15 protein-coding genes are annotated in these 22,055 nt (G+C 39.6%); 13 read left to right on the forward strand and 2 right to left on the reverse strand.

All coding sequences use genetic code 11. The annotated features are described in order from the left end of the window. The 11 genes from KF872_02250 to KF872_02300 all read left to right on the forward strand — a co-directional run bounded on the left by KF872_02250 (position 1) and on the right by KF872_02300 (position 16,506). Complete coding sequence (locus tag KF872_02250; protein ID MBX2902350.1) at positions 1-1,623, forward strand: hypothetical protein; 1,623 nt, start codon at positions 1-3, stop codon at positions 1,621-1,623. A 42-nt stretch (positions 1,624-1,665) separates the two neighbouring features. After that, a complete protein-coding gene (locus KF872_02255) occupies positions 1,666-2,892 on the forward strand; it encodes a M48 family metallopeptidase (protein ID MBX2902351.1) in 1,227 nt (408 codons plus the stop codon). A 21-nt stretch (positions 2,893-2,913) separates the two neighbouring features. Continuing rightward, on the forward strand, positions 2,914-5,445 hold the full coding sequence (locus tag KF872_02260; protein MBX2902352.1) for a penicillin acylase family protein: 2,532 nt from the start codon (positions 2,914-2,916) through the stop codon (positions 5,443-5,445). 4 nt (positions 5,446-5,449) lie between these two features. Next, positions 5,450-5,971, forward strand: a complete 522-nt coding sequence (locus KF872_02265) for an ATP-binding protein (GenBank protein ID MBX2902353.1) — start codon at positions 5,450-5,452, stop codon at positions 5,969-5,971. 207 nt (positions 5,972-6,178) lie between these two features. Next, a complete protein-coding gene (locus tag KF872_02270; GenBank protein MBX2902354.1) occupies positions 6,179-6,580 on the forward strand; it encodes a hypothetical protein in 402 nt (133 codons plus the stop codon). A gap of 116 nt (positions 6,581-6,696) precedes the next feature. After that, entirely contained in the window at positions 6,697-7,362 is a 666-nt protein-coding gene (locus KF872_02275; protein MBX2902355.1) for a zinc metallopeptidase, read from the forward strand. Positions 7,363-7,563: 201 nt separating this feature from the next. Beyond that, entirely contained in the window at positions 7,564-7,962 is a 399-nt protein-coding gene (locus tag KF872_02280; protein MBX2902356.1) for a hypothetical protein, read from the forward strand. 28 nt (positions 7,963-7,990) lie between these two features. Further along, positions 7,991-12,577 (forward strand): gliding motility-associated C-terminal domain-containing protein, encoded by a 4,587-nt coding sequence (locus KF872_02285; protein ID MBX2902357.1) that lies wholly within the window; start codon positions 7,991-7,993, stop codon positions 12,575-12,577. A 70-nt stretch (positions 12,578-12,647) separates the two neighbouring features. Beyond that, positions 12,648-13,727 (forward strand): PorP/SprF family type IX secretion system membrane protein, encoded by a 1,080-nt coding sequence (locus tag KF872_02290; GenBank protein ID MBX2902358.1) that lies wholly within the window; start codon positions 12,648-12,650, stop codon positions 13,725-13,727. 77 nt (positions 13,728-13,804) lie between these two features. After that, positions 13,805-15,850 (forward strand): OmpA family protein, encoded by a 2,046-nt coding sequence (locus tag KF872_02295; GenBank protein ID MBX2902359.1) that lies wholly within the window; start codon positions 13,805-13,807, stop codon positions 15,848-15,850. Positions 15,851-15,903: 53 nt separating this feature from the next. Beyond that, entirely contained in the window at positions 15,904-16,506 is a 603-nt protein-coding gene (locus tag KF872_02300; protein MBX2902360.1) for a ribonuclease HII, read from the forward strand. Between the two features lie 3 nt (positions 16,507-16,509). Here KF872_02300 and pckA read toward each other — a convergent pair whose 3' ends face one another. Then, on the reverse strand, positions 16,510-18,129 hold the full coding sequence (gene pckA / locus KF872_02305) for a phosphoenolpyruvate carboxykinase (ATP) (GenBank protein MBX2902361.1): 1,620 nt from the start codon (positions 18,127-18,129) through the stop codon (positions 16,510-16,512). Between the two features lie 123 nt (positions 18,130-18,252). Further along, entirely contained in the window at positions 18,253-18,972 is a 720-nt protein-coding gene (locus KF872_02310) for an SDR family NAD(P)-dependent oxidoreductase (protein MBX2902362.1), read from the reverse strand. A gap of 121 nt (positions 18,973-19,093) precedes the next feature. Between KF872_02310 and KF872_02315 the strand changes: the two genes are divergently transcribed. Both KF872_02315 and KF872_02320 read left to right on the forward strand, forming a co-directional pair. After that, positions 19,094-20,974, forward strand: a complete 1,881-nt coding sequence (locus KF872_02315; protein MBX2902363.1) for a T9SS type A sorting domain-containing protein — start codon at positions 19,094-19,096, stop codon at positions 20,972-20,974. A 71-nt stretch (positions 20,975-21,045) separates the two neighbouring features. After that, a complete protein-coding gene (locus KF872_02320) occupies positions 21,046-22,053 on the forward strand; it encodes an o-succinylbenzoate synthase (GenBank protein MBX2902364.1) in 1,008 nt (335 codons plus the stop codon). The last annotated feature ends 2 nt before the right edge of the window (positions 22,054-22,055 follow it).

Consider the following 22,055-nt stretch of genomic DNA (forward strand, 5'->3'; position numbering starts at 1 on the left):
ATGAGTAGTAGAATAGTAAAAACGCTTAGTGTAAAAAGTATAGGCACCGCAATGGTACTGCTGTTTTCGTTTGTATCTATGGCGCAGAGCGGTACCAACGATGAAGTAATTGTAATTAAGCAATACCAATCTACTTTAAACGATGCCGATAAAATAACAGTAAGTCCTGAAATTCCGGAGTTGGAAACCACCAAGCAAACCTACTCTTATCGCTTGCCTCAACGTGATTTTAAAACAGGCTACTTTCAGCCCAATCCCTTAAAGCCTATAGCGTTGAGCAAAGAAAAAATTGAGCGCAGAAACCAGTCGTATATTAAACTTGGTTTTGGTTTACCGTGGATGCCGGTAGCACAATTAGAGTACAATGAGCGCAAGGTGAAAAACTTAAAGTTTGGCTTGCATTACAATCATCTTTCAGCAGCCAGCTTTACCAATAAATTGCAGCGTTTTAGCAACGATAAAGTAGGCTTTTATTTGAGTGGCACTCCGGGCAAAGTAGAAGTGGGTACGGCATTTAGTTTTCATAATATCCGAAATCATTTTTATGCCTTTGCAGATTCTTCTACAACGCGAAAAAATGTATTGCAGCAGCTAAGGAGTTTCGATGGAAATGTATTCATCAAGAATGCGGTAGAGAACAATGCAAAGTTGAATTTTAGGCAGGATATACGTTTCAATTATTTCATGGAAACCAAAGGTAAAAGCAATGAATGGCTAGTAGGCGGAACCACTAATTTGGAACGCGCCTTTGCAAAATTGCACCATGCCGAAGCCGATTTTGACTTTGATATTTCTAACTATCGCGATACTGCTGCGCTGCAACGAAACATTTTTCAGTTCAAACTCGGTTATTTTTTCGACAACGATGACTGGTTCTTAAAGGCAAAAGCCGGATTGGCAATAGATGGCAAAAAGGTGTATCCGCTGGTGCAGATAGCTGCCGAGAAAAGATTGTATCAACACGCAATTATTGCTTTTGTAAATTGGGATTGGGTTTTCCATAAAAACTCTTTTGCCCAATTTGCCATGCTCAATAATTTTGTAAGCAGCTCGTTGAACTTAACCAATACACGTAGGAGCGATTTGCAGGCAGGATTAAAAGGAACCACCAATGGTTTTTCTTACAATGCAAGGTTTCATTACAAGTATGTGTGGAATATGCCTTTGTTGGTAAACGATACCAATGATATGAAACGCTTTAAGGTAATACACGATAATGCCAGCATTTTTACAATCCATGCCGAAGCCGGCTATAATTGGTTGAATAATCTACAGTTGCTGTTTAATATTGATTACCATATTTTTAAAATGAAAACAGAGCAGAAAGCATGGCATGAACCTGCTTTAGATATGAGTTTGCGCGCAAGCTATAACTTAAAGGAAAAGTTTGTTTTAGGACTTCAGTTGTTTGTGTTGGCACAGTCTAATGCTAAACTTGCCGATGGCTCGGCTGCTGCAATTAAGGCAACGGGCGATATAAACCTGAGTGCTGAATATATCTTTAAGAAGTACCTTTCGTTTTTCTTAGACCTCAACAATATTGCACATCAAAAATACCAGCGTTGGTATGGCTACCAAAGTTTAGGGATAAATGGTGTGGTAGGCGTTAAGTTTTCATTTTAGAAAGTTAGCAGCAGTTCTTAATCTATTTTACATTCGCCAGCGATGGCAACTATAATTTTATATGCAATTATTGCATTTATACTGCTGGAGTTTATTGTAACTAAGGCAATTGATTTATTGAATTTAAAAACATGGGATAAACCAATTCCTGTTGAGTTGGCAGATTTATATAATGCCGAAAAGTTCGCTAAAGCAAGGCAATATGCAAAGGCAAATGCCAAGCTCAAAACAGTTTCGGGCTTTGTTTCACTCATTGTAATTGTGGCATTTTTGTGGGTAAAAGGCTTTGCGTGGATAGATAGTATAAGTGCTAACATTTCTGCCAATATTGTAGTGCAAGCATTGGTGTTTTTCGGCATTATTGGTGGTGCAAATTTTTTGATTCAGTTGCCGTTTTCGCTGTATAGCACCTTTGTAATTGAGCAGCAGTTTGGATTCAACAAAACTACTTGGGCAACTTTCTTTGCCGATACTTTTAAAACAATTTTGTTAAGCATAATTATTGGCGGTGGCATTATTGCTCTGCTTACGTATTTGCACCAGTGGTTGGGCAATGGATTTTGGATTGCAGGCTGGATAATTGTAAGTGTTTTCATGGTGTTGTTGGCGGCTTTTTATACTTCGGTATTGCTGCCTGTGTTTAATAAACTTTCGCCTTTAGGCGCAGGCGATTTACGTAGCGCCATAGAGCGCTATGCTGCAAAGGTGAACTTTCCGCTCACCAATATCTTTGTAATAGACGGCAGTAAGCGAAGTTCTAAAGCCAATGCTTTCTTTAGCGGCTTGGGAAATCAAAAAAATATTGTGCTGTACGATACGCTTATCAACGATTTGTCGCAGGAAGAAATAACAGCAGTTTTGGCACACGAAGTGGGGCACTACAAAAAGAAACACGTGCAAAAAAGTATGGTGTTGAGTGTGGCGCAAATAGGTGTAATGTTTTTTGTTTTTGGTTGGCTTTCTACTAGTCCGCTAATGGCTGAAGTGTTGGGTGCTGCAAAAAACAATTTTCATTTATCGCTCATTACGTTTTCGCTATTGTTTAGTCCGGTGAGCTTGCTTACGGGAATTTTAATGCACATTTATTCGCGTAAAAATGAGTACGAGGCCGATGCGTATGCCAAGGAAACTTTTGCAGCAGAGCCACTCATTTCGGCACTCAAAAAGTTGACGGTAAATAATTTGGGAAACCCTCAGCCGCACCCTGCATTTATTTTTCTGCATTATTCTCATCCAACCTTGTTGCAGCGAATGAAAGCCATGCAGTAATAATCTTTTAATTATGGAAGTATGAAGAAAATAGGAGCCGCAGTTTCGGCAATTATTACATTGGTGTTGATAGTGAGTTTTAATAGTAAACTCGGTCCGCTGCCCGCGCTGGGTAAGCTGCTAAATCCCAATTATGGTATATGGCAAAATGTAGAAACAAGTGAAAATTTCAAGGATGCCAGTATTCAATTAAAGGGCTTGAAAGGAAAGGTAAGTGTGTTGTACGATGAGCGGTTGGTGCCGCATATTCGGGCAGAGAATGACGAAGATTTGTATTTTATGCAAGGCTTTGTTACCGCTAAGCACCGACTTTGGCAAATGGAAATTGCAACCCATGCAGCAGCAGGTCGCGTGAGCGAAATTATTGGAGAAAAGGGATTGGAAAGCGACCGCACTATGCGTAGAATAGGCATGGTATTTGGCGCAGAAAATTCTGAAGATTTTATTGCTAAAGATGAGGAAAGTAAACGCCTGATAACCGCTTATTGCAACGGTGTTAATGCTTACATTCAATCGCTATCTAAAAAAGAATTGCCCATAGAATATAAGCTGTTGGGTTATGAACCTGAAGCATGGAAGCCAAAGAAAGTGGCACTCTTGCTAAAGAACATGGCAAATATGCTTAGTGTGTATGAATACGATATTCAGAATACTGCATTTGTAGAAAAATTTGGAAAAGATGAGTTTCAAAAACTATATCCCGATTTTATAGAAAATGAAGATCCAATAATTTCAGACGAAGCAATTGAGCAAAGCATTGGTGGCAGCATAAAGCAAGCATCAGCACCAAGCGCTAAAACCCGGCCGTTGGAGAGTGATGTGTTACCGCCTTCAAACAGAAAATTGCATTCCGGTAAAGCATCTTTTGCAGAACCTTCATTTTCATATCCGGCAACCACTATACAAGATGAAAATGCAATGGCGTCTAATAACTGGGCTGTGCATGGTAGTAAAACAGCCACCGGTAAACCAATTTTGTGCAACGACCCACACTTGAAATTGTCATTGCCATCCATTTGGTACGAAATGCACTTATCGTCCCCAACCACTAATGTGTATGGAGCTACCTTGCCCGGAGCACCTGCGGTAATTATTGGTTGCAACGATAGCATAGCATGGGGCGTAACCAACGGTGGCCGCGATGTGCGCGATTGGTATAAAATAGAGTTCAACAACAATAGTAGAACTGCTTACAAATTAGATGGCGCATGGCAACCAACTACATTTAAAATCGAAACCTTTAAAGTAAATGGGCAGCCCGATTTTATAGATACTATCGTTTTTACAAAGTTTGGCCCCGTAGTGTACGATAGGAATTTTGGCGATGCACCAATAAAGCAAAACCTTGCCATGAAATGGACGGCACACCTGGCTTCCAACGAGTTTAAAACTTTTTACTTAATGAATCGCGGTAAGAATTACGATGATTACCGTGCAGCATTACAATATTTTACCTGCCCATCTCAGAATTTTGTATTTGCTTCTGCCGCTGGCGATATTGCTATCACACAGCAGGGGAAGTTTCCTGTGCGAGATCGTGCTTCTGAACAAGGGAAATATATTTCTACTGCGGAATCAAAAAACGATTGGACCTCATTTATTCCAAACGAAAAAAATCCAACTGAAAAGAATCCTGCACGCGGTTTTGTAAGCAGTGCTAACCAGCATCCAACTACTGCAGCTTATGAGTATTACTATCCGGGTGTTGGTGTGTACGAAAATTATAGAAACCGAGTAATAAATAATTTGCTCCGCAGCATGAGCCATGTTACTGCAGATGATATGAAGAAAATGCAGAACAATAATTACTTCTTATTGCCTGCCGAAGCTCAGCCGGTACTCATTGGTTTGCTAGATACTACGCAGTTAAATAGTGAAGAGAAGAAAGTGTTGGCGGTATTGCAGCAATGGAATTTTTATGCTGAACCCAATGCGCTTGCACCTGTGTATTTTGAAATTTGGTGGAATGAATTGCGCAGGATGTTATTCGATGAAATGCTCGATCCTAAAACGGCACTCAAGCAGCCTACTTTCTATACCATTGTAGATATGCTCAAAAAAGATAGCACCTCCATTTTTTACGATATTGCAGCTACTCCTGAAAAAGAAACAAGAACCGATATTGTGTTGCAATCGTTTAAAGTAATTGCGGAAAGTTTGCGTAAGAATGAATTTGTAGAAGTGCATGAACCTTACGGTACCGATGTGCCGCATAAATTGGCTTCCACCCAAAATTTAGATTGGGGAAAATACAAAGCCACTAAAATAGAACACTTGGCCAAGCTAGATGCATTTAGTAGTTTGAATGTGTACAATGGTGGAAACCTTGGAGTAATAAATGCTACCAATTCTACCAATGGGCCAAGCTGGCGCATGGTGATAGACTTTGGTGAAAAGAAAGCTTATACCGTTTATCCGGGCGGGCAGAGCGGAAATCCTGCCAGTAAGTTTTATGATAATATGGTGAATACTTGGGCAAAGGGCGAACATTATTTGGCAGCATTTTTTAATGAAGAGCCTCGCAAGTTGTTTCAAGAAACATATTACCCGTAGTATATTGGCAACCGTACAGCGCATAGCAATTGTGGGTACAGAAAGTACCGGAAAATCAACCTTGGCAAGAGAACTTTCCCAAAGATTTGCCACAGTGTTTGTGCCGGAAATGGCGCGTATCTATTTAGAAGAAATTGGTAGTAAATGGACGTACAACGATGTGCTGCATATAGCGCGTTTGCAACTTCAAAAGGAGGATGAGTTGCTGCCCTTTGCCAATAAATGGTTGTTTTGCGATACCGAAATGATTTGCATTAAGGTGTGGCTCGATTTTTACAAACTGCCAATTCCCGTTTGGCTAACACAGCAAATAGAGCAAAGAAGCTATACACACTTTTTACTAATGGATATAGATTTGCCTTGGGAGCCGGATACGCTTCGCGAAAACGAATTGAATCGAGTGCAACTCTTTAATGCTTTTAAAGTTGTGTTGAAACAATTCAATAAGCCCTATACAATTATTAGCGGTAGCGAAACTCAAAGAGCAGATAGTGCCGCAGCCGTATTGAATTCACTTTCTTGTTAAACAGGCATTTAACCTCCGTTAAAATCTATTTGGTTTTTTTGGCTATTGCATAAGCCAAAAGTTGCTTCTTTCGCGCCCCGTTTTAAGGAAAAAGAAATGGTTTTAATCTTTCTTAAGAACCTGTTCCTTAAACTTTACCATCGGTAAAATATTAAAGAGAGAAACAAAAAAATAATGAATTCGTATTACCAAGTACCTATGAAAACTATGAAACTTTTTGCCCCGGCAATTGCGGCTATTGCCATGTTTGCCCTATCTGCGTGTTACAAGACTAACAGCACCCCATTCAATGTATATTTCTTATCGTCTCAGAAAGATTTTCCTACCGAAATTCACGTGGTTTACAACAATAACTTTATTGGCGATGTAAAGAAAATAGACACCGAAAACTTGATGGAAATATCAAGAATGAAATCGGGATTGAATACCACCGAGCAGCAAATTGCATTAAAAGTAGTGGATAATAGAAATATTACGCTTGCCGAAATGCGATTTGCATTGATGGCAGATGGTACTTACAAAAAGGTAAGCAGTTCCGGTAGTTTATTCTACGAGTTAAAAACTATTGAAAGCCATAAGTTTGCCATCTTCTTCAAAAAAACAGACTAAGAGTTAGGCTTTAACATCTCTTTTACAATAAGTCATGTTTTTGTTCGTGTAATTTTGTCAGATAAATCATTTGGGCATTATTATTGCTCAGTAAGAACAAAAACAGGAAAATTATGATGTTCATTTTAATTGCAGTATTTGCTGTAAGTGCTTTAGTAAGTTGGCGTTTAAAAAGTAAGTTTAGCGAGTATTCGCAAGTTGCCTTTCGTGGAAACCTTTCCGGAGCAGAAATAGCTTCTAAAATGCTACGCGACAATGGTATTTCAGATGTAAAAATTACTTGTGTTGAAGGGCATTTAACAGACCATTACAATCCAACCGATAAAACGGTAAATCTTTCTCCCGATGTTTATCATGGAAGGAGTGTTGCTGCTGCTGCGGTAGCAGCACACGAGTGCGGGCACGCTGTGCAACATGCTCGTGCTTATGCTTGGTTGGGAATGCGATCTTCGTTGGTTCCTGCTGTAAGTTTTGCTTCTAAATACGTGCAATGGATTTTATTGGCAGGTGTGCTTGTGCTAAATGTATTTCCGTGGCTTTTGGTGGCAGGTATTGCATTGTTTGCACTCACTACCATTTTTTCGTTTGTTACCTTGCCGGTAGAGTTTGATGCATCTAAAAGGGCATTAAATTGGTTAGAAAGTTCCGGCTTAACCACCTCGCAAGAGCACGATTTGGCTTACGATGCCTTAAAATGGGCCGCCATGACTTATGTGGTTGCAGCCATTGGTTCACTTGCCACTTTGTTGTATTATGTTGCTATGTTTTCGCGAAGAAGATAATTAGCCTATACTATTTGATATTCTTAAAGCCGATATAGTATCGGCTTTTTTTGTGTTTTTTATTGGCTATCAGCTTTTTGTACTTAAATTTTCAATTGTATCTTATTTATATTCTAAAAGAAACATGAAATAGATATTGCCAAATAATTAACTTTGCGGCAAATTACATAATATTATTTTTAGTTGTAAATCAAGTAGCTAATGAAAAAACTTTGTTTAGCAATGTTGCTTTTTATTGGAGCACAATTTGCTGTGAGTGCAGCAGGTAATATGTTAAATACCGGAACATACGCTTTTGGAAGTATGCAGGTTGTTTATCACACATTTAAACTTCCGGAATCTAAAGGCGATGCAGATTTAAAAGCACTGTACAAAGTACTTTATACCGATATCAATATCTTTCATGTGGAATTGGATAATAAAACGAAAGTGGCAACAGTTATTACGCGCCCACAAATTACAGGCGAAAGTATTGTCGCTTTATTGAAAAGTAATGGATTTAGGCCTATTTCATTGGTGTCTGAACAAAAATCGGTTGAGGCATACGATATAGAGCAAAAAGCCTTAGAAAGAAACAGAATTGCAAAATCACAGAAATAATAATTAGGAAGTTAAAAACTCTTTAGGGATGAAAAAACTATATTCCATTGTTGTTGGTTTATTGCTGGCGGTGAGCGGCTATAGCCAAATAGGATGCCCCAATTTCGGCTCATTCAATACCATTATTTTTAATGGCTGTACTCCGTTGCCTTACAATTATTCAACAGTAAACGGTGTGGTAACCTCAACTGCGTTGGTAACCACGTTGTCTAATACCGCCAGTTGTGGCGCTTCTATAGAGAATAACCAGTTCTTTGCTTTTCAAGCAACGGCTACCAGTATGTCTTTTACCATAAATCCCGGAACTGTTTCGGGTGGATTGCAGGCTTGGATATTTAGTACCAACGATTGTATTACACCCACTGTGTTGGCTTGTAATAGCAATGGATTTACTACTCCAACTACCTTGTCTTCTAGCAGTTTTGTGGTAGGGCAGATTTATTATATTATGATTGACGGTTTTGCAGGTGCAACCGGAAACTATTCGTTCTCCAATATCACACCGGCTCCGGGTAGCGGAGGTCAAAACGGTAGTACTTTTCCTCTTACTTATACAATTGATTCCGCTTCTTGCGGTCTGCAGGATGGTTCGGTAACCATTATGGCAACTGGTGCCACCCCGCCATATTCATATTCCTTAAATGGCAGTCCCTTTCAAACAAGCAATGTTTTTGCAAATTTGGCAGGTGGAGATTATGCAGTAGAGGTGAAAGATAACAATATCTGTGTTTCGAAAGATACTATTACCGTTCCTTCACGCGAAACTCGCTTGCCGGGGGATATGATTTACTGTGCAAGTGCGGGACCGCTTACTATTACGGCTGTTGGCGGTACCCAGTTTACATGGACACCGCAAGCTGGAATTTTATCTACTTCGCCTAATGGTGCTACCATTACTGTTGCACCTACACAAACTACTGATTATATAGTTGCCAGCAACGTTCCTCCTCAGTTATGTAAATACTCAGATACAATACGCGTAACGGTTGTAGGTGGTTTTACCACAGCAGTGAGTGCTACCAAAACTACAATTTGCTTAAACGAAAGTTCTACTCTTAGCGTGGCAACTACACCTTCTTCTGAAGGTCCGTTTACCTATTCTTGGACTCCGGTAACCAATGTTACCAGCCCTAGCGATTCTGTTACTATTGTTAGGCCAACTACTGCTACTCAATATAATGTATTGGTAGTGTCTAAAGATGGTTGCGCAATGAAAGACAGTATTACCATAGATGTGCAAGGCTTTGGCCCTAAAGTTAAAGTTACACCAAGTGCCAATTATGTATGCCCGGGTACCACCATTCAGTTAACTTCAGAAATTGTACCAATCCAAACCGGTCCAAGCCAAGATCCGGGAAATGCTTGCCCTAATTGTAATTTTCCATTTCCATTCCCGCAGGTTGGTACTGGAACACTATCTAGTTCTTCGAGTCCAACTCCTTTTCGTTCCTTTTGGCACGATGGGCGTGTGCAATACATCTATTTAGCCAGTGAAATGCAAAACGCAGGCATGAATGCGGGTGTAATTACTGATATTCAATTTTATGTTACTACTAAGGGAAGTGGTACTACTCCATTTACTAACTTAACTGTAAAAATGGGTGGTACTGCCTTAACGCAACTTCCTGCTAGTACTTGGGTTACGCAAAATATGTATGTTGTTCACACCAGCAACTATACTACCACTGCCAACTCATGGAATAATATCCCACTTAGCATTCCTTTTAATTGGGATGGGCAATCGAATATCATTATTGAAGTTTGTTACGATAACACTACGTGGACTGGTTGGGACTATGTGCAATATAGCACTGCCTTTACAGGTGCTACCCATTATGCCGATCAAGACAATGCTATTGGTTGTTCTTTAGCTTGGGAGGCTTCTACAAGTCTTCGTCCTAATTTGAAGTTTGTATATGGAGAATTGCCTTTAGGGAACTTGTCTATGCAGTGGACTCCGGCTCAAGGATTAAGCAGCGATACGGCTCAGCACCCTTTTGCTACAATCAATAACAATATTTCATACAAATTAAATGTAACAGATGGTACTTGCTCTGGCGACACCACTATACAGATAATGGTAGATACAGCTGTTGCCATTAAAGCGGTAGGTGATTTTATTGTTTGCAACAATAGTCCGGCTTTGTTAACTGCACAAGTTTTAAATCAAGCACAGCCTGTGTGTGTGGCTAACTATACGGTTGCGCCAACTGCTCATAATTATTTAACTTCTAGTGCAAAAAACAATGTGCCGTTTTCATCAGCATCAACAGGGCATAATAGAAATGCTGTAATTAACCTGCCATTTACATTCAAATTCTTTTGTGCAGATTTTGACTCCTTTGTTGTAAACGAAAATGGATTTGTTACATTCTCTCCTTTCTCAGGTTCGGGAGCTACTGCGGTGGCCATGCCGGCAACCGGAACACCCAATAATACCATTGCAGGTTTGTGGTACGATTTAAATGCAAACGCCAATGGTGGTGGAAGCGGAACTGTATCTACGTTTGTAACCGGAACCTATCCTTACAGAACATTTGTAATTGAATGGGATAATGTATTGGCACAAGGAACCGGCAATACTGTAAGTTTTCAAATACAATTGTTTGAAACCATCAATTTGGCAGAGGTTCATGTTAAAACATTCAACTTTGCCGGAAACAAAGTGATTGGTGTTGAAAACAGCACGGGAACTGTAGGTACTACACCAACCGGAAGAAATGCCGCCAACTTCTCTTTAACAACAGATGAAGGTTGGAAGTTTATTCCCAATATACAAGGTGCGGGTTTTGTTACATTCCAATGGAGTCCTACTAGTACGCTCAGTTCGGAATTTGGCGATACAGTATATGCCACACCAACTGGAAAAACAACCTATGCTGTTGCAGCTCTTTTCTCTAATGGTTGTGTAACACACGATACGGTGGTAGTAGATACTAAGGTGTTCCCATACTCGCTTTCTGTTGTTGGAGATACATTATGCCCGGGAGAAAGCAGTACTTTAACCTTTAATGGAGCAGCTTCTAATATAGCATGGCAACCCGCTAATGTATTATCGGCTCCTAATGCTACCGTAACAACAGCAACCCCTACGGCACCAACCACCTTCGTTGTTGTAGCATCGGACACTGCCGGTTGTAGAGTGGTAGATTCTGTACATGTATTTGTGAAAAGTAACGGAGCAGTATCTTTAGGAAATGATACTGCTATTTGCTATAGCGATTCACTTCATTTAGTGCCAAGCGGAGGTGGATACACTTCATATCAATGGAGCCCGGGTGGGCAAACAAGCCCAACTATTTATGTAAAGACTACAGGTAGTTATTATGTGGTACTTTCAGATGGTAAGTGTATGTTTAACTCAGATACAATTAGTGTGCAAGTTGTAGAAGCGCTTCAATTGAAAGCCTATAACGACACTACTTTGTGCGGAGGGCAAACGGCAAACCTTACTACTGAAGCAGGCTATACAGGATACTTGTGGAATACCGGAGCTCAAACCAATAATATCAATGTAAATACAGCAGGTAATTATTCTTATTCTGCCTTAGATACATTTGGATGTCGCCAGTATTCAAATGTTGTTGAGGTGAAAGTTACCAATCCTCCGGTAGTTACACTTATTGCATCTCCACAGCGCATCTGTTCCGGAGAAGAGTCTTTGTTAGATGCCGGAAGTTTACAAGGAATTACTTATACATGGACTAAGCCGAACGATAATAATACATACACCGGAAATACCACTACAGCTCCAGTTGCAGGAACTTATACTGTAACAGCAAGTGATAATGGATGTGCAACTACCGCCTCCATAAACATTTTAACTGCCAGCAATCCTGCTGCCACATTAGGTGCCGATGTAAATACTTGCTCTTGTGATACCTCTATTGTATTAAATAGCGGTAGCACAGATGCGTTGGATTCATTCCTTTGGAGCAATGGTGAAAAAACAGGTGCAATAACAGTTTCTACTTCAGGAGATTATGTAGTAGTTGTAACTTCACAGTATGGATGTACGAGCACAGATACAGTGCGCGTAGATATTCGTTGTTTAAAAGGCGTAGCCAGTGCCAATAAATATGATTTGATAAAAGGCCAGAACACTACCGTGTTGGCAGATAGTATCTCTTATACTGGTGACTTTAGCTATACATGGACTCCTGCTGCCTTCTTGTTAGACTCAACAGCTAGCAGTACTACAGCACAGCCGGATTCTACTATTACATATTTGTTGAGAATCTACGATACTAAAAATGGTTGTGAAGCATTTGATACGGTAAGGCTTTCAGTAGTGCTTCCCGGAACGTATGCTTTCCCTAGTGTTTTCTCGCCAAATGGTGATGGGAAGAACGATTTCTTCGCACCTTACTTGCCTGCCGGTTCAACTGCTGCATTCTCTTACCTGAGAGTGTACAACAACTGGTCGCAGTTAGTATATGAGTGTGAGAATTGCGATTTCACACAGCCTAATACAGGATGGGATGGCACTTTTAAAGGTAGCCAGCAACCTAATGGTACTTATTATTTTGTTTCGGAGGTTAAAGTGCCTAATGCTAGCGACCCAACTAAGTTCGACAAGAAAGTTGTTCAAAATCCTTTAACCTTAATTAAATAATTTGTTAGGAATAAAAAATTATGCCTAATATAGCGCCCCGTAAGAAAAATTAAATAAAAACTAAACCGTAATGACGCGTAGATTACTATCCGCATTGGCGTTTTCAGCAGCCGTACTTACAAGCTTTTCGCAGGACATTCACTTTTCGCAGTTTTATGCTGCGCCATTAACGTTGAATCCTGCCTCTACTGGAGATTTTGATGGTTTATTCCGAATTACAGGAATATACCGCAACCAGTGGTTGGGAGTGGCTAATGTTCGCCCTTTCTTTTCAACACCTTCTGTAGGCGTAGATTTTGCACTTTTAGATGATAAGTTTGAAGGTACCAAGATTGAAGGCAGTAAATTGGGTGTTGGGTTGCATTTTACAAATGACCAACAAAATGAAAAAACTTTCAGCACCAACCAAATAATGGCTAGCATAGCTTGGCAGCAAGCTTTGGCTAAAAATAGAGTAACAATTGGTATTGGTTTGCAAGGAGGAGTGTATTTAAAGAACTTAAACTCAGGAAACTTTCAGTTCGGATCGGGATTTTTGCCTGATTTGTCATACGATAAAAGTCTTGAAGGTGAAGGTATTAGCTCTACAAACCTTACAAAGTTCAACTTGAATGCAGGATTGAATATCAGTCTGCGTTTAATTAAGAATATGAGCTATTCAATGGGCTTTTCAGCTATGAATTTAACTCGCCCATCTGAGCAGTATTTGAATTCAAGCAAGAATGCTAAATTGCCAATGCGCTTTCAAGTACATGGCGGTTTCCAATTCGATATTAAACGCGTAGTGTTGTTGCCGGGCTATTTGTTCCAAACTCAGGCTAAGGCTCATGAAGGAACATTTGGTTTAACCGCAGGCATACACTTCATAAACAAGCCTGAAGATAAAGCAACTTTATTCTTAGGATTGTGGAGTCGTTTAAATACAGGAGTTAGCAGTACGCTTACTTCTGCTATTATTCCTAAAGCAGGAATTGAGTTCAAAAGAGTACGCTTAGGGTTTGCCTATGATATTGGCTTGGGGCCACTTAAGAAAGATGTTGCTGCCGCCACAAGTGGTCGTGCACCAAATGCTTTCGAGTTGTCGTTGTCTTATATCTTTAAGCAATCTACTCCGAAAGAGTACAACTGGTTATTCAACCCTCGTTTCTAATTTTTGTAAATATTTTCTGTAACAATTTCAGATAAACTAAACCTGACATGAGATTTTTAATTCTCGCATTATTTCCGATGTTGATTTTCGCTCAGAGCGAAACACCTTCTGCACCGAAAGTTGAGAAGTATCCAAAAGCAGGCACTGCTAAAAAGTATCGCATTGCCAAGGCTAAAATTAAGGATGGAAGCTACTACAACGCTGCCGAATATTTAGAGGATGTTGTAAAGGCAAAACCGAATAAATTAAAACGTGTACACCAATTAGCAGATTTGAATCGCTACTTACGCGATTACAAAAAAGCAGAACAGTACTACAAACAAGTATTAGATAAAGACCCGGAAATGTATCCGGAGGATAACTACTACTACGCTTTAATGTTGAAAGCAAATGGTAAATATGAAGAGGCTAAAAAGAAGTTTCAAGAGTTCTTGAAAATGAAAGATTCTAAGGATTTTCCTCAATTGAAAAGTTTAGCAAAGTCTGATATTTCTGGTTGCGATACCGCTATTTCATTATTGGCATCACCAACCAAAATTAAAGTTACACACGAACAAGGAGTTGTAAATAATCCATTACAGGATTTTTCTCCAAAACCATTAAAAGGAGGTAGAGTAGTATATTCTGCATTAAAATCTGATACAGCAGTTAATATCGATGTAGCTACACATAACTACTATACTAGTATTTTTGTTGCAGAAAAGCAAGGTGGTGCGTGGGCAAACGAAACTGAATTGCCTTCTCCACCAAATGATCCTAAAACACACGTTGGAAATGCGGTGTTTTCTGCCGATGAGAATACAATAGTTTTTACCAAGTGCGATCAAACTCCACTGAAAGTAATGCAATGTAAGCTTTACAAATCTGTGAAGGAAGGAAATGATTGGAGCAATGCAGAAGAGTTGAAGGCATTGAACAAAGAAGAGTTTAGCACTACACAACCGGCTTGGGGTAAAGATAAAGACGGAAATTCCATTCTATATTTTGCTAGCAACCGCGGAAAAGGTGGCGATTTCGATTTGTACTATGCAAAACTAAATAGCGATGGTACTTTTGAAACTCCTCAACGTTTAGGAAATGAAATAAATACTGCAGGAGATGACTTAACTCCTTATTACAATGCCAAAACAAATACATTGTATTTCTCTTCCACCGGACATCCGGGAATGGGAGGCTTAGATGTATTTAAGGCTGTTGGAACTCCCGGCAATTTTGGGGAGGTTAGAAACTTAGGTATTCCAACTAACTCTGGTGCAGACGATTTGTACTATGCTTTGGATGAGAAGGCTAACAAAGGATTTATGGTTTCTAACCGTGAAGGAACTACTTCTCAGCGTGGTGCTACTTGTTGTGACGATATTTGGGGAGTAACCATTCGTGGCGATGTATTCTTAAAAGGTACTTACGTAAAACGCGATGATCCGGCTCAAACTCCTATTACAGGCGTAGAAGCTTCATTGTATAAAGTTGATGGTAAGAATTTTGAAATCCAAACTAGTGCAGTTACCGGAGCAGAGCCATTTATTTTACCTTTAAAACGTGAAACAACCTATAAAATAAATGGTACAAAAGAAGGATTTTGGCCATCTGTAGATAATTTTACTGTAAGCGAAGATGAAGATCGCGATACTATAACCAGAGTATTCTTTATCGATCCGATAATTAAGAAGAAAGTTAAAATCGAGAACGTTTACTTCCAATTCGATAAGAGCAATGTAATTGCTTTCTACAGTGTAAAAATTGACTCTGTATTAGGCTTGCTTACTCAAAACCCTGGTTGGTTAGTGGAAGTTCAAGGACATACCGACTCTAAAGGTAGCGATGAGTATAACGATAAGTTATCTGTAAAGCGTGCCGAAGAGGTTAAGAAATACATGATTAAAAAAGGTTTAGCTAAGGAAAGAATCGTAGTGAAAACTTTTGGAAAAAGACAACCTGCTGTGCCAAACGAATTACCTGATGGAGCAGATGATCCGGAAGGAAGAGCTAAGAACAGAAGAGTGGAGTTCAAAATTATTGTAGATCAACCACAAGATGCACCGGAGTTTGAAGTAGGTGGCGAAGTAGTGCCGGAAGTGAAAACAGGGCCTGGATTTACAAAAGGAACTACTAAAAAGAAGTAAAAAAATAAATTGATAGAAAGGGTTGCGAAAGCAGCCCTTTTTTGTTTAAAGGAATGGGAGAAGTGCTATTAAGTAATTATCAAGCAGTGTTGCCGGAGGCTGGTTGCGATGAAGCAGGGCGCGGCTGCCTTGCAGGGCCTGTGGTTGCTGCCGCAGTTATTTTTCCTGAGGGATATGTTAATGCTGAGTTAAATGATTCAAAACAGTTAAATGCAGGTGTAAGAGCGCATTTAAAAGAAGTAATTCAGCAAGATGCATTGGCTTATGCAATTGCATTTGTAGATGAAAAAACAATAGATAAGGTAAATATATTGAATGCTTCCATTCTGGCAATGCACTTAGCTCTGGGGCAGTTGTCTATACAACCGGCATTTATTATTGTTGATGGCAATAGGTTTAAGCCATATAAAAACGTAGCACACCAAACTGTTGTAAAAGGTGATAGTAAGTATTTGAGTATTGCGGCAGCGTCTATTTTAGCTAAAACTGCTAGAGATGCATATATGGAGAACTTACATGAACAGTTTCCTTTGTATCAATGGCGCCAAAATAAAGGCTATGCTACGGAGTTACATAGAATAGCCATTCAGAAATATGGACAAACTCCTCACCACAGGAGGAGTTTTATAGTAAAATCTCAGTTGCGCTTGTTATAGCAGTTACGCTTCTGTTAAAACTTTAGGTGCAGCAGATTTAATTTCATCGCTGGCTTTGTCTTCAAACTTCTTAAAGTTATTGGCAAATGCTTTAGCTAGTTCAGCTGCTTTGGCATCGTAGGCTTCTTTGTTTTGCCAAGTGGCTCTTGGGTTAAGCACTTCAGAAGGAAGTCCTTCACAAGAGGTTGGAAACTGCAAGCCGAAAACGGGATGTAATTCATAGGTTACATCATTTAGTTTTCCGGTTAATGCTGCCGTAACCAATGCACGCGTATGCGATAAACTCATGCGTTTCCCAACACCAAAACCGCCTCCGGTAAATCCGGTATTTAGAAGCCATACTTTAATATCGCTCTTTTCTTGCAATTTAGTGCCTAACAGTTCAGCATATTTTGTTGGGTGCAATGGTAAAAATGCGGCACCAAAGCAGGCAGAGAAAGTTGTTTGTGGTTCAGTAACTCCTACTTCTGTTCCGGCAACCTTAGAGGTGAAGCCGGAAAGGAAATAATACATAGCTTGCCCTACGGTAAGGCGCGAAATTGGAGGTAATACTCCAAAGGCATCGTAGGTTAAAAAGAAAATATTTTTAGGCTCGCCCGCAACAGATTTTGGTAAAGCGTTTCCTATGAAATGAAGTGGATAGCTAACGCGTGTGTTTTCGGTACGCGGCATAGCTGTATAATCTACAGTTCTTGTTCCCGGAACAAATCCAATATTTTCTAAGATGGCTCCGTGTTTTATAGCTCCATAAATATCTGGTTCGCGCTCGGCACTAAGGTCAATACACTTTGCATAGCATCCTCCTTCAAAGTTAAATACAGAGTTGTTGTCCCATCCGTGTTCATCATCGCCAATAAGCGGGCGGTTAGGGTCTGCACTTAAAGTTGTTTTTCCAGTACCTGAAAGACCGAAAAATAATGCCACATCACCTTCTTTTCCAACGTTGGCAGAACAGTGCATTGCTAATACTTTGTGTTCGTGTGGCAGTACAAAATTAAGTACGCTGAAAATTCCCTTTTTTATTTCGCCTGTGTAGGCCGAGCCTCCAATGATGGCAATCTTTTTAGTGAAATTGATGATGGAGAAATTGTGTTGGCGAATGCCGTCTTCTGTACCATTGGCTTTTAAGCCGGGAGCTTGTATCACAACCCAATCGGGCTGCATGGTTTGCAACTCTTCTTTGGCAGGACGTAGAAACATGTTTCCGGCAAACATATTTGCCCAAGGAAACTCTGTAATAACACGAACATTAGTGCGATATTCATCTTTAGCACAAGCATAGCAATCGCGTACAAATATGTCTTTTCCGTTAAAGTATGCAGTAACTTTTGCGTATAGTTTTTCAAAAACTTCGGGTGAAACTGGAATATTTACATTGCCCCAATCTACGGTGTTTTCGGTATAGGCGTCTTTTACTAAGAATTTATCTTTAGGAGAGCGCCCTGTGAATTCGCCAGTATCTACGGCTAAGGCTCCGGTATCGTTTAGTTGCCCTTGCTGGCGCAATATGGTTTCTTCAATTAGTTCTTCGTGTGTGAGGTTCCAGTATTCGTTGGTGGTGTTTGTAATTCCAAGGTTTTCAAGTGTTTGGTTTGGATTTTTGAAGCCGTGTACCTTCCCCATAGTTCAATTATTTTTTAATAATTAGATGTATTTGTGAATAGTGGGCAAATTTAATTTTTTTCATTATTGGTGTTGTAAAAAAAATAGGAGTGAAGTGTTACAAAAGTGAAATTGTAAAGGGTTTTACATTCTATTCCAGATAAATTCAGGGATGTTGCGCACAACCCAAGCCGCAAAACGCCATTTGCCGGGAATATATGCAACGTTTTTTTTACTGATAATTGCTTTGTAAATGAGTGTTGCTGCATGGTTACTTTTGGCTACCCAAAACATTCCTTTTTGTCCTTCGGTCATAGGTGTTTCAATATAGCCGGGTCTAATATCTGTAATAGTAATTGGTAGTTTTTTGCTGCCGGCTGCTTGCCTTTGTCCTTGCATGTATGTACTCATAAAGGCTTTGGTGGCGGCATAGCCAATAGATGTTTTAGTACCTCTTTGTGAGGCCACGCTGGATATGCCTACAATTTGCCCTGTTAGTTTTCCTTCTTTGAAATACTTAAACATGAAGTTTGCCAGCGCTGCAAAGCCAATGGCATTTACTTGGTGCATGTTGTTTTCTTTTTCCCATTTACTGCTGCTTTCACCAATTCCTGCATTGTAGATAAATATATCTACTCCATTCATTTCGGTAATAAGATGCTGTAATATATTGCGTGCAGCATCGTGGTTGGAGGTATCCATTGCTTTAATATGCCACTTAACCGAAGGAAATTCTGCTGCTAGCGCTTGCAGTAGGTTTTCTCTGCGTGCAGTAATTCCAATTTGCCAGCCTTCTTGCGCAAACTTTTTAGCGAGTTCGCTTCCAATGCCCGTAGATGCACCAACTATAATTACTTTTTTCATAGAAGTGAAATAATAAAATTTTCATACATGGCAGGCAATAAGTTTAAAATAGCCAACTGTATTTTAAAATGTTGCATCTTTTATGTGAATGATTAGTTTTGGCACTTATACAAACGAAAATATGTTAAAGAAAATTTTATTCCTATTCATTTCTGTTGCTTTCGCAGCAGCTACGTATGCTCAATCGGGTTGCCCTGGATGCACAATAGATAACACTTGTTCTAAAACAAGAGATGTAACTATTTGCCCACCTGCCTTGCCCGATGCTTGCTTTAATAGCCCATACAGTGAAAACTTAACTTTTTATGTTCCAAAAGATTTAGATTATCAAGGAACTGCAGTTACACTTTCAAGCATTCAATTATTAAGTATTACCAATGTGCCTGCAGGTTTAAGTTGGGAATTAGATAAGCCAAGTGGTTTGTACACAGTTACGGCTCCGGAAATAAGGGGATGTATAAAAATTTGCGGTACTCCAACGGTGTTTGGAACTTTCTTTATTACCGTTACTGTAAATGCAAATGTATCTTCACCAATTTCTACCACTAGAACTCAATCTTTCACGCTTCCATTGGTAGTGAAAAATTGTGGCGGAGGCAATCCGTTTTTCTCGTATAACACTAATGTGGGCTGCGATACATTGGGTGTAGATTTTGAGGGTTTATATGTGGCTCAAGCTCCTAAGCAAACAGAATTCGAGTGGGATTTTGGCAATGGCGCTACCGATTCGGTGAAGAAGCCTGCAAAAGTAGTTTATGCGCAACCTGGCGTATATCCTGTTACATTAAACACCAAATTCTATAATTTGACTTTAGATAGCGTAACAGCTACCGTGGCTGGTGATTGGTTTTGTGGAGATATTGAAGAGCCAAATTATCCGGTAGTAGGCTGCACCGGTTCTCCGGATCCACAGTTCTTTTTTACCAGTGGCAGCACTACCATTAAAGGTAATTCAAAAAGCGATACAAGAAATGCAAAATGGTCAACGAGCGATTTATTGGTAAGTGGCAAGAAATATACATTGACCAGCACTTCCAGCGTAATTCGTTTTGAAGACTACGATCCTACCAGTGCTAATGATGATGGAGGCACTGCAACTGTAACTATCACAGCACCGGGTACTTATACTTTCTCAACCCAATCTCCTTATGGCGGAGGAGTTACCGGAAATATTTATGTTGGTAAAGAGCTAGATACCGTTTACTCTTATACCGATACAGTTATTGTAAACCCATTGCCACCGGCAACAGCAATTACCTATATTCCTGATACAGTTTTATGTGGAAATATAGATGTTGTACTTTCTGTTTACGATGGCTATCGTTATACTTGGATTAAAAACGATACTTCGGTAATTCCATTAGAAGTAGATTCTTTCTACACAATTTTAGGCGATCCATATATTGTAATAGATACGATTTCTACTATTAGAGTTGAGATTTCTGATACCGTTACAGGATGTATTAGAAAGACCGAAAATATACGTGTGCGCCAAATGCCTCCAATCCCGGGCTTTATTGAGTTCTCGGGAATTTATCAGTTAAATAATACAACTTTAGTAGCAGAAGCCGGGTATACTTACCAATGGTTGTTAGATGGGTTTCCAATTGCTAACGCCACTTCTGTAACTTTCGATCCTCCGGTAGATGGAAACTATTCTTGTGTGTTCACTAATTCAAGTGGCTGCTTAGATACCAGTAATGTGGTAGCCTTTGTGGTATCGGGAGTTGATGAAATAAAAGATTTCAGCAACTTGGTACAAGTAATGCCAAATCCAAGCAATGGTTTGGTTACACTGTATGTAGCATCGAGCGAAGCCAATGTAATGGAGGTTAGCATTTACAATAACATAGGACAAATGTTAGTGAAAGAGCAAGTAGAACGCAGCGGCAATAGCTTTAAAAAATTATTTGATTTGAAAGAATTTGCAGCAGGAAATTATGTATTTCACATAAACATGAATGGACAAAGCGCAACCAAACGCTTTATGATTGCCAAGTAGTGTTTTAAGCTATAACTATAAAAAAGGGGTTAAGCATTATTATTGCTTAGCCCTTTTTTATTTATGCAGCCGTGAAAGCAAGTTTTGAAAAATATACATTGAAGTTTAAGCAGCCTATACTCACTTCGCGCGGAGCCATGGCGGTAAAAAATGGTTATTTCATAACATTGGAAGATGATGGGAAAACAGGTGTTGGTGAATGCAGTTTTATTGAAGGATTAAGTTGCGACAATCTTTTAGACTACGAGGCGAAACTAAAAGAAGTATGTACTAAGCCGGAGTTCTTTATACAGCATATAAACCAGTTACAGCAATCGTTTCCTTCTATCTGTTTTGGATTAGAAACAGCACTGCTTTCCTTAAGTGTATCAAACGAAATGCTCTTTAGAAATGAATTTTCATTAGGTAAAAAAGGCATTCCAATAAATGGTTTGGTTTGGATGGGGAGCGCATCTTTTCTACAACAGCAGATAGAGGAAAAAATAAATGCAGGTTTTAACTGTATTAAAATGAAAGTAGGCGCATTGGACTTTGCTACCGAATGCAACTTAATTGAAGGGATAAGAAAACAATACGCTCCAACACAAATAGAAATACGCTTAGATGCCAACGGTGCCTTTAAAGCAACAGATGTATTTGAAAAGTTGAAAACGCTTTCTGCTTTCGATATTCATTCGATTGAGCAACCAATACAACCCAAGCAGTGGCAGCTAATGCGCGAAGTTGTAGCAGCACAACTTATACCTATTGCCCTAGATGAGGAATTGATAGGCGTGTACACGCTTGAACTGCGTAGAGCATTGCTTTCTCAAATTAAACCCGATTACATAATACTTAAACCAAGTTTATTGGGTGGTTTAGCTGTATGTAATGAGTGGATTACCCTTGCAGAAGCACAGCATATCCAATGGTGGGCAACTTCGGCATTAGAGAGCAATGTTGGTTTAAATGCAATTGCTATGTGGGTTGCGGAGAAGCATAATTTATTGCCACAAGGCTTAGGTACCGGTAGTTTATACTTAAATAACACAGCCAGTAAATTGTATATTAAAAATGGCGCATTGTGGAATCGGCCATAATG

Source organism: Chitinophagales bacterium (assembly GCA_019638515.1).
Classification (GTDB): Bacteria; Bacteroidota; Bacteroidia; order Chitinophagales; family LD1; genus UBA7692.